Origin of the sequence: Pseudomonas sp. MAG733B (genome assembly GCF_036884845.1) — a bacterium.
Taxonomy (GTDB): domain Bacteria; phylum Pseudomonadota; class Gammaproteobacteria; order Pseudomonadales; family Pseudomonadaceae; genus Aquipseudomonas.
This window is the reverse complement of the sequence record NZ_CP145732.1, coordinates 3,142,448-3,157,084: the sequence shown is the minus strand read 5'-3', so window position 1 is coordinate 3,157,084 and position 14,637 is coordinate 3,142,448. Positions and strand designations below refer to the sequence as shown.

Below are 14,637 nucleotides of genomic sequence, written 5' to 3'. Positions count from 1 at the left end.
TTTGCAGTTCCCACAGAGTTTGTGGGTGACAAAAATCCAATGTGGGAGCGGGCTTGCTCGCGAAGGCGGTGTATCAGCCTGCATCGATGCTGGATGTGCCGGCCTCATCGCGAGCAAGCTCGGCTCCTACACGGTTTTGGGTGTCAGAACGGCACGGTCAGTTTCATCCAGTACGCATTCCCCTGCGCCCGGTTGCGCACTTCGGTTTCCTGCTCCCATTTGCCGGTGACGAACCAGCCGTTCTTGCTGGTGTATTTGATCGACGGCCCGATGGCCAGCGCCCGTCCCTTGTTGTCTTCGATGGTCTCGCCGTTCTGGCGGTCGTCGGTGGTTTGTCGGTAGTAGTAACCGCCGACACCCAACACCCAACCATTTCCCAACCCCCAGCCGACGGCATAGTCGACATGAAATTCCTGGCCCGAACGGTAGTCGGTCGCCGGGTTTTCGCGGTTGAAGTCGTACATGATCTTCGCATCGACGTTGAGCCCGTTCGGGTCGACGTAGGTGATGGCGTAGACCGGTTCGATCACCCAGTAATTGCGCCCGGTGTTGGCCAGGTCGCCACGGTCGTAACGACCGGTCGGGGCGATCATGTCGAGGGAGAGGATGCTGTGGAATTTTTCGCTGTGGTGGAAGCCCAGCGCCGAGCCGAAGATCACGTCACCCAGGCCTTGTTTGTTTTGCGACTGGCCGTTGAGTTCAACCTTGAGGTCCACCAATGGCACGATCGCGTGAAGTGCCACGCTGGCACCGAACAAGGTGTAATCGCTGACCCAGATCAGTCGCGGAGTGATGGCGTTGGCGCGCACGCGAAAATCCACCGGGAGTTTCTTGCCGTCGTTGCCGCGCAGGTTGTCGGCTTCGTAATGGGTGACGAACAGTTGACCGTAAAACCCCGGCGGCGGCATCGCCCCGGACATGTAGTTTTCCGCGCCCAGCGGATAGGACGTGCCGCCGCCTTCGGTGGCATGCACGGACAACGACGTGGTAACAGCAGTAGCGATCACGAGCAGGTTTTGCAGTCGACGAATCATTCAGTTCAACCTTTATTGTTGTTATTGGTCGGGCACACCTCGCCCTCTCGGCAGATCGAGAAGGCGGGTTTACAGGTCAATCAGATGCGTTTGAACAACGCGGAACGCTGGGTGCTTTCACCACCGTCGGCGGCGCTGTAGAAGCGCTCCATGAAGATGTCGCGCTCAAACAACCGCCCTTGCATCAGGCAGGTGATGGCCGAATCGATCATCACCGGCGGCCCGCACAAATAGGCCTTGCGGTTGCTGAAGCGGCCGTCGAAATGCTGTTTCGCGGCGTCATGCACATAGCCCTTGAACCCGGTCCATTCAGGGTCCTCGACCGCCTGACTGAGGGCCGGCACGTAGGTGAAGTTGGCGTGGTCCCGGGCCAGCGCTTCGAACAGTTCGCGGTTGTACAGTTCGCCACGGTTACGCGCGCCCTGGAACAGCACGATCTGCCGGTTATCGCCGGCCTCCAGCAAGTCGAGAATCATCGACTGCGGGCTCGACAACCCGGAGCCGCCAGCGATAAAAATCAAGTCGCCGCTCTGCGAACCGCGAACAAAAAACTGCCCGTACGGCCCAGACAATTCCACCGTATCGCCGACCTTCAAATCATCATGAATCTTGCCGGTGGCCAGCCCGCCGTCGACCCGCCGCACGTGCAGTTCGACTTCATCGGCACGGCTCGGTGGATTCGCCAGCGAGAACGCCCGCGTGCCTTCAATTCCGGGCAATTGCAGATTGATGTACTGCCCTGCCTGAAACGCCATCGTCCGGTCGAGCTTGAGGTGCACGCCCTTGATGGACGGCGACAGGTCGACCAACGCGCTGACCACCGCCCGGTAGTCCTCCACCGGATGGCCGAGGAAGTCCGGGTCGGCATCGATATCGGCCTCGATCACCATGTCGCTTTGCGGGATCGCACAGCAGGCCAACACCTTGCCTTCATCGCGCTCCATGTCCATCAGCGCGAAGGATGAGGCGGCGCCCAGGTCGGCTTCACCCTCCAAAACCTGGACCTTGCAGGTGGCGCAAGTGCCGTGGCCGCAGGCAAACGGCAACCAGACGCCCTGGCGCAATGCGGCCTGAAGAATGGTCTGCCCTTCTTCCACTTCGATCTGCTCGCCAGTGGGTTCAATGGTGACTTGGTAGCTCATCGCCGTGTCCTCAGTTGAAGCTGCCGGCAATGCCGTTCAAGCCAGGGGTGTTGAGGTGCAGCATGCTCTTGTGATCGATGCCGTTGGCGATCAGGCTCGCTGTGTTGTCCGGGGTGAAGGGCTGACCGTTAAGGCGCCACAGTGCCTGGCTGAAATCGACTCGCGGCGCATCCGGGTGCCGGGCAATCGAAGGCTTGACCACTTGTTCGATGAAGTCGCCGAACGGCATGGCCGGTGGCAGTGGAAAGGTGAACGGCGCGCAGAACATCAGGTGTTTTTCCCAGCACAGGTACACCAGTTGCAGGCCATGGAAATTCTCCTGGCGGTCCAGGGGTTGGGCGTCGTAGGCGCCGATGGCGGTCACGGGCATGATGGTTTTCCTTCTTATTGTCAGTTGGGAGGTGGGAGCGGGCTTGCTCGCGAAGCGGTGTGTCAGACCCGCACATGTCGGATGTGACATTGCATTCGCGAGCAAGCCCGCTCCCACATTGGCAGCAGTGCTCAACCGGCCTTGAGCAGGTCAGGATCAACGGGTGCCACCGGCGCGCTGTTGCGATCGTTCGGGTGCCAGTCCTGCCAGCGGCGGTGCTCGGTGGAGCCGAGGTATTCGAAGTTGTCCTGGCCGGGGTTGATGTTGTAGTAGTCGCGCACCACCGACTCGACATCGCCGCCACCGCAGTTGCCCTGCAGGATCTGGTGCACCGGCAGCCAGGCCTGGATGTACTTGGTTGGCTCGTACTCGAAAATGTCGCAGCAGCCCTGGGAGCAGAAGTGATAGCGCTCGCCTTCGTGCTCGGCGCTGCGATGGCTGAGGGTGGTCTGGTCGTCCGGTTCGCCGAACGACAGCGGGATCTGGCAGATCTGGCAGAGCATCGGCAGGGTCGGGTTGTAGAAACGCTCGCCCTTCTCTTGCAGCGCACGCCAGTGCTCGAAGCGCGGGCGGTAGATCTTGTCGAAGGTGTCGGGATATTTGGACGACAGCCAGTCCAGCTCCTCGTCGGTGGGCATCCAGGTATGGAAGTTAGTCGCCTGGCTGTATTGGTAGAAGATCGACCAGGCCTGGTGGCTGACGTGATCCTTGGCGATGTTCGCCTCTTCGACGTGCTTGGGCGGACGGATGCCGTAGCGCTCCAGATCCTTGAACAGCGCCCCGCCCGCCTCTTCGAAATACACGCCCCAGGCTTCGGACCAGGACATGACTTTGTTCGGCAACATGTAGTCCATCATCATTCCCACCAGCGTCAGCAGGCGGTAGCCGCGCCAGAACCACTTGTCGATCCAGCGCTGGATGATCGGCACGTTGTCTTCGTGCTGCTCCAGCAGAAACTTGATCACTTCCAGGCCCAGGGTCATGTGTCGCGCTTCGTCGGATTGTGCCGAGAAGCCAAAGGTGACCGTGGCCATGTCGCCGTTGAACGCCGCTCCGGACATGAACGGCACGAACAACAGGTTGGTCAGCACGTACTCGAACGAGAACGAGATTGCCGTGAGGAACTCGAACGGTCCCGCCGTGCGTGCATCCTCGAAGAACGACTTGGGCACCGAGAGGAACCACACGCGGTCGTGCATATGCGCGAAATCATGCAGGCCGTTGAAGTGCTTGTTGTAGTGACTCATCGCGTGAATCTGGGTCTGCACGTGACGCAGTTCGTCGATGGCCTGCATCTGGCAGGCAATGCGCGCACCGGCGCCGCTGAACTGCCGGCCAACCCGGGCGAAACCTTGGTAGGCCTGATACTCCAGCGGCGTGACACCGGACAGGAACAGCTTCAGCGCGTTGACATAGCGGGCGTCCGACAGCGTGGTATGGCCGTTGTTTTGCGAGAACGCATCGAAGATCGCGTAGAGTTTTTTCTCTTTCTCGGCCTGGTACTTCCAGTAGGTGTCCATGGTCAGGCGGAACGGGTCTTCCCACTTGTCCCAGTCGGTGATCTTGATCCCTTCGAAGCGCTCGTGCGGATAGATGTCCTCGTGGGTCTGGTAGCTGGGTTCCCAGTCGAGGTCACGAGTCATGCAGCGGTATTTGTCTTTGGCATTGAGGCGTTTTTTCACGGCCATGATGGCGCTCCCGAATTCTTGTTATGGATCGAACGGCGGTCGGTTCCGATCAGCTGTTCCAGTACAGGGAAAAGCTGTCGTCCTCTTCCACGACGTTGCCGCCCAGGGTGATCACGTACATCAGCATTTCCTGGATGTCCCAGACGCTGCCGGTGAGTTGCTCGACCGTTTCGCGGCGGATGTCGAGACGGCCCTCGGCCTCGATGCGGATCATCGATGGCTGGTGCTGGATCTCGGCGTGGGGGTTGTCCTGGACAATCGCGTCGACGATCGAACGCGCGTAGTCGGTGTCCTGCAGGTTCATGTAAACGAGAGAAGTCATGCGCGTTCTCCTGCCAAGCCAAGTTTCTTCAGGCGTGCGCTGAACTCGGTGCAGACGCCATCCAGTGCGGACGCTTCGAGGCCCATCGCCGCCAAGGGCCGCAGCGCCTCGATGGAACGGACACTCCAGTGATCGACCCAGCCTTGCACCCGTGCCTTGTTGGCCGGGCTTTCGTTGACCACTGTTTTGAGCAGCGCATCGACCCAGCGCTGGCTTTCGGCAAACCACAGGCGCATGAATTCGGTCAGCATGCCGACCTGGCCGGCGCCGTTGGCCGACAGTTGTTCGTCGAGTTTGTGGAACAGCAACGGGTACACCAGGCCATCGCTGACCAGGTTCTGCGCCACGGTCAATTCGAACCAGTCACGCACCACCAGCGTGTCCTCGACATAGCGACGCATGCCTTGCCACGCCGCATCGTTGAGCCACTGCTGTTTGGCCTGGGCCAGCAGCAACACGTCGCCGTCATCGAGCATCAGGCCGATCCGCGACAGGTACTGGGCGATGCCGAGGCGGTCCATGGCCTGGAACATGTGCATCTGCGTGACGCTGGTGCCGAAGCCGTCGGCGGCGATGTTGCTGTTGTTCATGTTGGCGCCCATTTCGGCGTGGCGCAGGGGCAACAACAACTTGCTGATCAGTTGGACATTCGCCGCAGACAGGCCGGCAAGCATGTCGCGCTTCTCGCAGAAGGCGTAATCATGCTCGGCGTTTTCCTGCATCTTGGCCCGGGCCTGGACGTAGGCGCCGTAGTAGTACTGGCGCGGGTCGCTGACCGCGTACCAGTCGGCCATGACCACCGCGGTGCGGGTGGCATCGTTGAGCAGTTTGTCCGGCTGCCACAGCGGCCGGTAATGAAAATTGGTCGCCGACTCCAGGTCGAAACTGGCTTCCTGATAACGGCTGGCCACCTTGTCGCCAAACCGGCGACGGGTGTGGCTGAAGGTATTGCGGATCGTCTCGACGGTGGTCGTCTTGATCTCGACACTCATGGAGTGGACTCCTGTGGTTATTGTTCTGTCGGCTGTTGATCGGCCTGGTCGGCGTCGCGGGTTTCGCCGTAGCGCCACTTGCGCGCATCGGCGTCGAGGGCCGCGCACATCTGCGCGTCCATGTGCTGCACCCGGTTGTTTTCGCAGAACTGGCTGAATGCCTGACGCGGCAAAACCAGCTCGACAAACAGGTCGGGAAAGCCGATGGCGAAATCGAATTCGACGAAGGTGTCGTCAGGTCCGCTGCGGACGCGGATGTAGCGCGGCATCTGATCGAATGGGTTGGCGGGCTGGCTCATGCTCGGGTACTCCCTTGTTATGTTCGGGGTACGGAGCAACAAGGGTGCCAGCGCTGCAAAAACGCTCGGAATGATTTTTTTATTCGTATAAAAACAGATAGTTAACTGATTTTATTCGTTGCAGCCGAGCGACCAGGACAGCGTTGGCAGACCGTCCAGGGGACCGGCCAATTGATCATTTGCTCAATCGTCTTCAAGCCCTTTGAGCAAATGACCAATCATTCGGCGATTGACATTTCGCTCGGTTTCAGGCCGCTTAGAAAAAGGAAAACCGACCTTGCCTTGCCTGAAAAACACCGGTCACCAGGATGCGTAAACAAACCGCCATAGCCTGAGCGGAACGCATCTCCATCCCCAACATAACTACAATCGGGGCGCACTGAATGATCACCACGTACAAGGCTTCCCAGCACCCGCCCTCGCTCAAGGACCTGAGCGACCAGGTTCGCTTTCACGGGACCGAGGGCAAAATCTGGCTGGACGAACAACGCATGTTGTTGATCCAGGTGTCGATGATGGCGTCGTGCAGACACGAGCTGATCGAAATGCTTGGCGTCGAACGCGCCAAAGGGTTTTTCATGCGCCTGGGTTATCAGTCCGGGCTCAAGGACGCCGAACTGGCGCGCAAACTGCGGCCCCAGGGCAGCGACCTGGAGATGTTTTTCACAGGGCCGCAACTGCATTCGCTCAAGGGCATGGTCAACGTGCGACCGCAGGCGATCGACATCGATCTGGCGAACGGGCAGTTCTACGCGGACATCGAGTGGCAGGACTCTTTCGAGGTGGAAAACTGCCAGACCGAAAACCTGCATTCCGAGCAACCGGTGTGCTGGATGCTGCTCGGCTATGCCATCAGCTACAGCTCGTTTTTCCTCGGTCGGCAGATCATCTACAAGGAGGTTAGCTGCCGCGGTTGCGGCGATGCCCAGTGCCGGATCATCGGCAAGCCCGCCGAGCAATGGGACGATGCCGAAGAGATCATGCGTTACTTCCAGAGCGACCCGATCATCGATGAACTGCAAGCGCTACAAGTGCAAGTGGCCAACATGCGCCAGCGCCTGCAGATCGAGGCCGGCAAGTTCTACGGCATCGGCCAGTCGGCGATCTACCGCCGAACCTGCTCGCTGATCGACAAAGTGGCCCTGGGCAAGGCTTCGGTGCTGCTGCTGGGCGAAACCGGCGTGGGCAAGGAAGTCATCGCCCGCAGCCTGCATTTGCGCAGTGAGCGGGCCGGTGGACCTTTCATCGCGCTGAACTGCGCCGCCATCCCGCCGGACCTGATCGAAGCCGAGTTGTTCGGCGTGGAAAAAGGCGCCTACACCGGCGCCCAGCAGTCGCGCATGGGCCGCTTTGAGCGGGCCAACGGCGGCTCGTTGTTTCTCGATGAAATCGTCGAATTGACCCCGCGCGCGCAAGCCTCGCTGCTGCGGGTTTTGCAGGAGCAGGAGTTGGAACGCGTCGGTGATTCGCAGACCCGCAAAGTCGATGTGCGGGTCATTACGGCGACCCATGAAGACCTGGAAAATGCCGTCAAGCAAGGACGTTTTCGCGCCGACCTGTTCTATCGCCTGAACGTGTTTCCGGTACGTATTCCGGCATTGCGTGAGCGTCGTGAAGACATCCCGTTGCTGATCGAACACTTCCTGGAAAAACTGCACGCCAGCTACCGGAAAAAGACCCTCGGCCTGTCTGATCGAGCCTTGCAGATCTGCCTGAACTATGACTGGCCCGGCAACATCCGCGAGCTGGAAAACCTGATGGAACGCGGCGTGATCATCACCGACGAGAACCAGAGCATCACCGTCGACGCCCTCTTCCCGCATTCGCCGCAGATGGCCGAAAGCATTGGTTTGGCCAGTGACGGACGGTTGGTGAAATCGACGCCCACGCCCGGCCAGAACTGGATCGACACGATCATCGACAGCGGTATCGCGCTGGATTCGGTGGAAGACGCGCTGATTCACGCAGCCATGGAGCGCAGCCAACAGAACGTCTCGGAAGCGGCCCGCCTGCTGGGCATGACCCGCCCGGCGCTGGCGTATCGCCTGAAAAAGTCACCTGCGGATACGCCTTCTTACAAGGATTGATAGCGTAAACCTGTGGGAGCGAGCCTGCTCCGGGCGGCGTTCCGACGATCGCGGTGCATCAATTGCCAGCGATGTTGGATGTGATGGCCTCATCGCCAGCAGGCTAGCTCCCACAGGTTTTGTGGTGGTCACGGCATTTGTGGTCCGCACAAATCCACTGTAGGAGCCGAGCTTGCTCGCGATGGCGGTGTGTCAGCCGACATTGATGTTGGATGTGATGGCCTCATCGCGAGCAAGCTTTGTCGTTGGCACAAATCCAGTGTGGGAGCTAGCCTGCTAGCGATGGCGGTGTGTCAGCATGCATCGATGTTGGATGTGATGGCCTCATCGCGAGCAAGCTCGGCTCCTACAGGGGTTTGTGGTGATTGCGGTGTTTGTGGTCAGCACAAATCCAATGTGGGAGCTAGCCTGCTAGCGATGGCAGTGTGTCAGTCACCATCGATGCTTGATGTGCTGGCCTCATCGCGAGCAAGCTCGGCTCCTACAGGGTTTGCGGTGGTCACGGCATTTGTGGTCGGCACAAATCCAGTGTGGGGGCGCCAGTGTTTATTACAACAACGGAATCGCATAGTTGATGATGAAGCGGCTCTGATCCACATCACGCCCCGCGTCGGTGTTCGACTGGCCGTTACGCAGCGAGAAACCGACGTTCTTGAACGTGCCCGACTGAATCACGTAGTCCAGGGTCATGTCGCGTTCCCATTCGGACTGATCCCCGGCGTTCTGCACTTTGATGTCGGTGCCCTTCAGGTACACGATCGACGCTTTCAGCCCCGGTACGCCCAGTGCGGCGAAGTCGTAGGTGTACTGACCGAAACGTGTCTGCTCTCCGGCGCGGGTGAAGCTCTGGATCATGCGGTCGGTGGGCAGGTAGACGCTGCCGCCACCGGCGCCTTTATCCGGCAGGCTGCCCTGGTTGGGTTGGACGAAGTTGCTGCCATCGCCGACCTGTTGATACCCAAGCGCTACCGCGTGGCCGCCATTGGCATAAGTGATCATCGCGGCCCAGGTGTTGTTGTCGATTTCACCGTTGTTGTCTTCGGTGTAACCCGACGCTCGATAGCCCTGCGCACGGCCAGCGGCGGAGCTGTTGGCGCCGGTCGATGTGGTGCGGAAATAACGCAGGTCGGTGGTGATCGAACTGGCGCTGTCGATCGGCAGCAAGTGAGTCAGGCCGAAGAAGTTCTGGTTATAGAAATCCTCCAGCTGCGCGAAGTAATACTGGGCCTTGAGGGTTTTAGTGACCTCGTAGTCGCCCCCGGCGAAATAGAATTTGTTGCTGTCACGAGTGGCACCTGCGACCGACAATCCGGTGCGATCCGTCGAGGCGCGCCCCACGGCCTGCTCGAGCAAACCGCTGGTCAGGGTCAGGCCATCGATGTCTTTCGAAGTGATCTGGGTGCCGGTAAAAGATTGCGGCAACACACGGGCATCGTTGGAGATCAGGATTGGCAGTTTTGGCAGCAATGTGCCGTAGCGCAACTCGGTTTTACCCAGGCGCATTTTCGCGGTCGGGCCGAAACTGCTCCAGGAATCAGCCGCATCGTCGCCGTCACTCGGGATCATGCCGCTGCCGACGTGGCGCCCGCGTCCGCTGTCCAGCGTCACCCCGAGCAATGCCTGGGCATCGAGCCCGAAACCGACCGTGCCTTGGGTAAAGCCGGACTCGTAGCGCAGCACGAAACCCTGTGCGGTCTCTTCGGTTTTCGAAGGGTCTGCTGCTCCGTCGCGGTTGTCGCTGTTGAAGTACAAGGTGCGCATCGACAGTGTGGCTTTACCGTCCTCGAGAAAACCGTGGCTGTCGGCGGCCTGCGCACATAAGGAACTGGTGGCCATGAGGATTGCGGTGGGGATTGCTCGGTTGAACATACGGTGCTCCTGGGTGAATTCTTGTTTTTTTAGGTACTGCCGCCCATTCACAGGCGCGCAAAATCACCCGCCCGATGGATGACCATCAGCATCAGAACGTCGAAGCGGCGGGTGGAAAATCAGAGCGGCCAGCGCCACTCGAAAGGGTCACGTCGAATGAATCGTGAAACTCTTAAAACATTTCGAGGCGCGATTATCAAACGAGGTGAAAGTAGTTTTCGTGCAGGGATAAGGGTTGTCGCACAGAGGTACGGCCAAGCGCGGTATTTGAAAATCCACCCTGCGGGTTTTCATCGATTTTGCCTCTCGTCTCGAACATCGCGGGGGGCCGAATGATGGTCGATACTGCATTCCACCCCCTGTACCGAGGAGATAAAAATGCCTCTGACTCTGTACTACCATCCGCTGTCGTCGTACTGCCACAAAGTGCTGGTCGCGCTTTACGAATACGCCATCGAATTCGAACCCAGGATCATCGATCTCTCCAATGAAGCTGACCGCGCAGAACTGCAAGCGCTGTGGCCGCTCTGCAAGTTCCCGGTCATCCGTGACCAGCGAAACCCGCAGGGCCTGGCAGAGTCGAGCATCATCATCGAATACCTGGACCGCTTTTACGCCGGACAACATTGCCTGCTGCCCAGTGATTGGGACACGGCGTTGCAGGTTCGTCTGTGGGACCGGTTTTTCGACCTGCACGTCCAGACGCCGATGCAACAGATCGTCGCTGATCGCTTATTCGCCACCAACGGCGACCTGAGCAAACAACGCGCCAGCCTGTTGACCGCCTACGGCATGCTCGACCGCCAGCTAGCCTCGCGAACCTGGGTAGCCAGCCCGGACTTCAGCCTGGCCGATTGTGCCGCCACTCCGGCGCTGTTTTATGCCAGTACCCTCGTGCCGTTCCCCGACGATTGCCGGCACTTGAGCGCGTACTTCGAACGTTTGACCCAACGTCCGTCGGTGCAACGCGTCATCGACGAAGCCAAACCGTGGTTTTCTTTCTATCCGTATGCCGAGGCCATCCCGGAGCGGTTTCGCTAGCCGCGTTATCGACGCTGCCGACTGTTGGCCCGCGCCTTGCTTTGGCTGAACTCGCCGGGGATGTTCACACGCATCCCCAGTGGCGCAATCGGCGACGGAGGTGGTCATGGCGGGGGAAACAACGCTGACAGTTTTGATGGCTGCGCTGGCAGCCATCGTGATCGTCATGGTGGCGGTATCGGCGGCGGTAGCGGCGGCGATGGTGACCGCAGCCACGCTCACCGCCATCGGCATTGCAGAACGGGTCATGCCGGATATCCAACCCCTTGCGGCCCTGGCCCTCACGCCGCCCCAGGCCATGCTCATGGCCACCCTGCAAGCCGGGAGCCTGTCGACCATCACCGAGCTTATGCAACAGGTCAATCTGGCCATGATCATGGCCACTCTCTAGGCACATCTTTCACCCGCAACACTCCCCATAAAGCCAACCATTCACAGGGAATTTCCCCAATGTCGGGGGTACTTTCGCGCGGATGGTTGCGAGTGCGGCGATCAAGGCCTATGGTCCAGACGATGCATTGCCGCGACCGGCACAACAACTCATCGCCGGTTACTGGCCACCCACCGAGGATCCACGCAGCGAGGTGACGACATGCCGAACGACTCCCGCCCTGCCGTGCTCGAACTGATCGGCAATACGCCACTGGTGCGTGTCAGCCGTTTCGATACCGGCCCCTGTACCCTGTTTCTCAAGCTCGAATCACAGAACCCCGGCGGTTCGATCAAGGACCGCATCGGCCTGGCGATGATCGACGAGGCCGAGCGCGATGGTCGCCTCAAGCCCGGCGGCACCATCGTCGAAGCCACTGCCGGCAACACCGGCCTGGGCCTGGCGCTGGTCGGCCGTGCCAAGGGCTACCGTGTGGTGCTGGTGGTGCCGGACAAAATGTCCACGGAAAAAGTCCTGCACCTCAAGGCCATGGGCGCCGAAGTGCACATCACCCGCTCCGATGTCGGCAAGGGCCATCCGGATTATTACCAGGACGTCGCAGCGCGTCTGGCCGCTGAAATTCCCGACGCCTTCTTCGCCGACCAGTTCAACAATCCGGCCAACCCGCTGGCCCACGAATGCAGCACCGCGCCGGAGATCTGGGCGCAGACCCAACACGATGTGGACGCTATTGTCGTCGGCGTCGGCTCGGCCGGCACGCTGACCGGGTTGACCCGTTTCTTCAAACGCGTGCAACCAAACCTGGAAATGGTGCTGGCCGACCCGGTCGGCTCGATGATGGCTGAATACAGCCGCAGCGGCGCCCTTGGTACGCCCGGTTCCTGGGCGGTTGAAGGCATCGGCGAAGACTTCATTCCGTCGATCGCCGACCTGTCGAGCGTGCGCCACGCCTACTCCATCAGCGACGAAGAAAGCTTCGATCACGCCCGCCAGTTATTACGCGCCGAAGGCATTCTCGGCGGCTCGTCGACCGGCACCCTGCTCGCCGCCGCGCTGCGTTATTGCCGCGAACAAACCGAGCCGAAACGGGTGGTCAGCTTCGTCTGCGACACCGGCACCCGTTACCTGTCGAAGGTCTACAACGATCAGTGGATGAGCGATCAGGGCCTGCTGCAAAGCAAGCGTTATGGCGATTTGCGCGACCTGATCGCACGACGTTTCGAGGATGGCCGGGTGATCAGCGTCGGCCCCGACGACACCCTGCTCACCGCGTTCCAGCGCATGCGCCTGGCGGACGTGTCGCAACTGCCGGTACTGGTGAACGGGCAGCAACTGGTGGGTGTGATCGACGAATCCGACATCCTGCTGGGCGTGCAGAAAGGCGCTTCGCACTTCCGCATGACGGTCACCAGCGCGATGACCGACAAACTGCAAACCCTGCCGCCCGACGCCAGCCTGGCGCAACTGGAAGCGGTGCTCGACCTCGGGCTGGTGGCGATCATCAAAGACGCCTCCGGCTTCCACGGCCTGATTACCCGGGTCGACATGCTCAACCATTTACGGAGATCTCTTGCATGAGCCAGCACGATAAAAATGCCGCGCCACACGGCTTCGCAACCCGGGTGATCCACGCGGGACAAACGCCAGACCCTTCCACCGGCGCGCTGATGCCGCCGATCTATGCCAACTCGACCTATTTGCAACAGAGCCCCGGCGTGCACAAAGGCCTCGACTACGGGCGCTCGCACAACCCGACACGCTGGGCGCTGGAGCGCTGCGTGGCGGATCTCGAAGGCGGCACCCAGGCCTTTGCCTTCGCCTCGGGACTGGCGACGATCTCCACCGTGCTCGAACTGCTCGACGCCGGCTCGCACATCGTTTCGGGCAATGATCTATATGGCGGCACCTTCCGCCTGTTCGACAAGGTGCGTCAGCGCAGCGCCGGACACCGTTTCAGTTTCGTCGACCTGACCGACCCGGCCGCCTTCGAAACGGCGTTGCAGGACGACACCCGCATGGTCATGGTCGAAACGCCGAGCAATCCCTTGCTGCGCCTCACCGACCTCGCCGCCATCGCCCGCACTTGCCGCGACCGCGGCATCATCTGTGTGGCTGACAATACCTTTGCCAGCCCATGGATTCAGCGTCCACTGGAGCTGGGTTTCGATATCGTGCTGCACTCGACCACCAAGTACCTGAACGGCCACTCCGACGTGATCGGCGGCATCGCCGTGGTCGGCCAGAACGCGGAACTGGCCGAGCGCCTGGGCTTCCTTCAAAACGCGGTGGGCGCCATTGCCGGGCCGTTCGACGCCTTCCTCACCCTGCGCGGCGTGAAGACCCTCGCACTGCGCATGGAGCGCCATTGCAGCAACGCGCTGGACCTCGCGCAATGGCTGGAACGTCAGCCGCAAGTGGCGCGCGTCTACTACCCGGGCCTGCCCTCGCACCCGCAGCACGAATTGGCGCGCAAGCAAATGCGCGGCTTCGGCGGGATGATCTCGGTCGACCTCAACACCGACCTGGCCGGCTCCAGACGCTTCCTTGAAAACGTGCAGATCTTCGCCCTGGCCGAAAGCCTCGGCGGCGTGGAAAGCCTGATCGAACACCCGGCCATCATGACCCACGCCACCATCCCCGCCGACACCCGCGCAGAACTGGGCATCGGCGATGCGTTGGTGCGGTTGTCTGTCGGAGTGGAGGATGTCGAAGACCTGCGCGCAGATCTGGCGCAGGCATTGGCACGGATTTAGGCTCACCACAAAACCCTTGTGGGAGCTAGCCTGCTAGCGATGAGGCCAGCACATCCAGCATCGATGGCGACTGACACTCCGACATCGCGAGCAGGCTCGCTCCTACAGGTATTACACCAGACTTACATTTTTCCGGATCATCAAGACATGTCCAATCTCCAAACCTCCCTGCAAGACACCGCCGCCCCCGATGGCGTTTGCTACGGCTGCGGCAGCAGCAATCCCCACGGGCTGCACATCAAGAGCCATTGGCATGAGGACGGCGTGCACGTCGTCGCCGAGCACGTGCCCGATCCCATGTACTGCGGCTGGCCGGATCTGGTCTATGGCGGCTTGATCGCGATGCTGGTCGACTGCCATTCCAACTGGGCGGCGATGGCCTATCACTACCGGGCGGAAAATCGCGAAGTCGCCAGCCTGCCGCGCATCAACTGCGTCACCGGCAACCTTGGCATCAAGTTCATCAAACCGACGCCCATGGGTATTCCGTTGGTCCTGCGGGCGAAAGTCGAAGGCGAAGTCGGGCGCAAGACCCGCGTCATCTGCGAGGTGTTCGCCGGGGACGTGCTGACGGCGGTCGGCGACTCGGTGTTTGTCCGGGTCGATACCAGTCAACTGGCAGACGCGGCTCACGGCCGCTAAGCGTTCC

The 14,637-nt window shown here is 60.6% G+C and carries 14 protein-coding genes; 6 read left to right on the top strand and 8 right to left on the bottom strand.

What is annotated here, in order from left to right; translation table 11 throughout:
- Positions 1-143: 143 nt before the first annotated feature.
- From V6Z53_RS14670 to V6Z53_RS14640, 7 genes are all read right to left on the bottom strand, one after another.
- On the bottom strand, positions 144-1,034 hold the full coding sequence (locus V6Z53_RS14670; protein ID WP_338586244.1) for a transporter: 891 nt from the start codon (positions 1,032-1,034) through the stop codon (positions 144-146).
- An 80-nt stretch (positions 1,035-1,114) separates the two neighbouring features.
- Entirely contained in the window at positions 1,115-2,176 is a 1,062-nt protein-coding gene (locus tag V6Z53_RS14665; protein WP_338586243.1) for a phenol 2-monooxygenase domain-containing protein, read from the bottom strand.
- A 10-nt stretch (positions 2,177-2,186) separates the two neighbouring features.
- Positions 2,187-2,546: a phenol hydroxylase subunit P4 gene (locus V6Z53_RS14660; RefSeq protein ID WP_338586242.1), complete on the bottom strand. Its 360-nt coding sequence runs from the start codon at positions 2,544-2,546 to the stop codon at positions 2,187-2,189.
- A gap of 131 nt (positions 2,547-2,677) precedes the next feature.
- Positions 2,678-4,234, bottom strand: a complete 1,557-nt coding sequence (locus V6Z53_RS14655) for an aromatic/alkene/methane monooxygenase hydroxylase/oxygenase subunit alpha (protein ID WP_338586241.1) — start codon at positions 4,232-4,234, stop codon at positions 2,678-2,680.
- Positions 4,235-4,283: 49 nt separating this feature from the next.
- Positions 4,284-4,556, bottom strand: coding sequence for an MmoB/DmpM family protein (locus tag V6Z53_RS14650; protein ID WP_338586240.1), 273 nt, complete (start codon positions 4,554-4,556; stop codon positions 4,284-4,286).
- Positions 4,553-5,548, bottom strand: a complete 996-nt coding sequence (locus V6Z53_RS14645) for an aromatic/alkene monooxygenase hydroxylase subunit beta (RefSeq protein WP_338586239.1) — start codon at positions 5,546-5,548, stop codon at positions 4,553-4,555. The genes V6Z53_RS14650 and V6Z53_RS14645 overlap by 4 nt, the downstream gene beginning before the upstream one ends.
- A 17-nt stretch (positions 5,549-5,565) precedes the next feature.
- The gene (locus V6Z53_RS14640; protein WP_338586238.1) at positions 5,566-5,847 is read right to left on the bottom strand and encodes a phenol hydroxylase subunit; all 282 of its coding nucleotides are present in this window, start codon (positions 5,845-5,847) and stop codon (positions 5,566-5,568) included.
- 383 nt (positions 5,848-6,230) lie between these two features.
- Between V6Z53_RS14640 and V6Z53_RS14635 the strand changes: the two genes are divergently transcribed.
- Complete coding sequence (locus tag V6Z53_RS14635; RefSeq protein WP_338586236.1) at positions 6,231-7,934, top strand: sigma-54-dependent Fis family transcriptional regulator; 1,704 nt, start codon at positions 6,231-6,233, stop codon at positions 7,932-7,934.
- A gap of 549 nt (positions 7,935-8,483) precedes the next feature.
- Here the strand turns inward: V6Z53_RS14635 and V6Z53_RS14630 are convergent.
- Positions 8,484-9,803 (bottom strand): OprD family porin, encoded by a 1,320-nt coding sequence (locus V6Z53_RS14630; RefSeq protein ID WP_338586235.1) that lies wholly within the window; start codon positions 9,801-9,803, stop codon positions 8,484-8,486.
- Between the two features lie 378 nt (positions 9,804-10,181).
- Between V6Z53_RS14630 and V6Z53_RS14625 the strand changes: the two genes are divergently transcribed.
- The 5 genes from V6Z53_RS14625 to V6Z53_RS14605 all read left to right on the top strand — a co-directional run bounded on the left by V6Z53_RS14625 (position 10,182) and on the right by V6Z53_RS14605 (position 14,630).
- Complete coding sequence (locus V6Z53_RS14625) at positions 10,182-10,844, top strand: glutathione S-transferase family protein (RefSeq protein WP_338586234.1); 663 nt, start codon at positions 10,182-10,184, stop codon at positions 10,842-10,844.
- A gap of 106 nt (positions 10,845-10,950) precedes the next feature.
- The gene (locus V6Z53_RS14620; protein ID WP_338586233.1) at positions 10,951-11,235 is read left to right on the top strand and encodes a hypothetical protein; all 285 of its coding nucleotides are present in this window, start codon (positions 10,951-10,953) and stop codon (positions 11,233-11,235) included.
- A 201-nt stretch (positions 11,236-11,436) separates the two neighbouring features.
- Complete coding sequence (locus V6Z53_RS14615) at positions 11,437-12,813, top strand: pyridoxal-phosphate dependent enzyme (RefSeq protein WP_338586232.1); 1,377 nt, start codon at positions 11,437-11,439, stop codon at positions 12,811-12,813.
- Positions 12,810-13,988: a PLP-dependent aspartate aminotransferase family protein gene (locus V6Z53_RS14610; RefSeq protein WP_338586231.1), complete on the top strand. Its 1,179-nt coding sequence runs from the start codon at positions 12,810-12,812 to the stop codon at positions 13,986-13,988. The genes V6Z53_RS14615 and V6Z53_RS14610 overlap by 4 nt, the downstream gene beginning before the upstream one ends.
- A gap of 147 nt (positions 13,989-14,135) precedes the next feature.
- Positions 14,136-14,630 (top strand): PaaI family thioesterase, encoded by a 495-nt coding sequence (locus tag V6Z53_RS14605; RefSeq protein ID WP_338586230.1) that lies wholly within the window; start codon positions 14,136-14,138, stop codon positions 14,628-14,630.
- Positions 14,631-14,637: the final 7 nt, after the last annotated feature.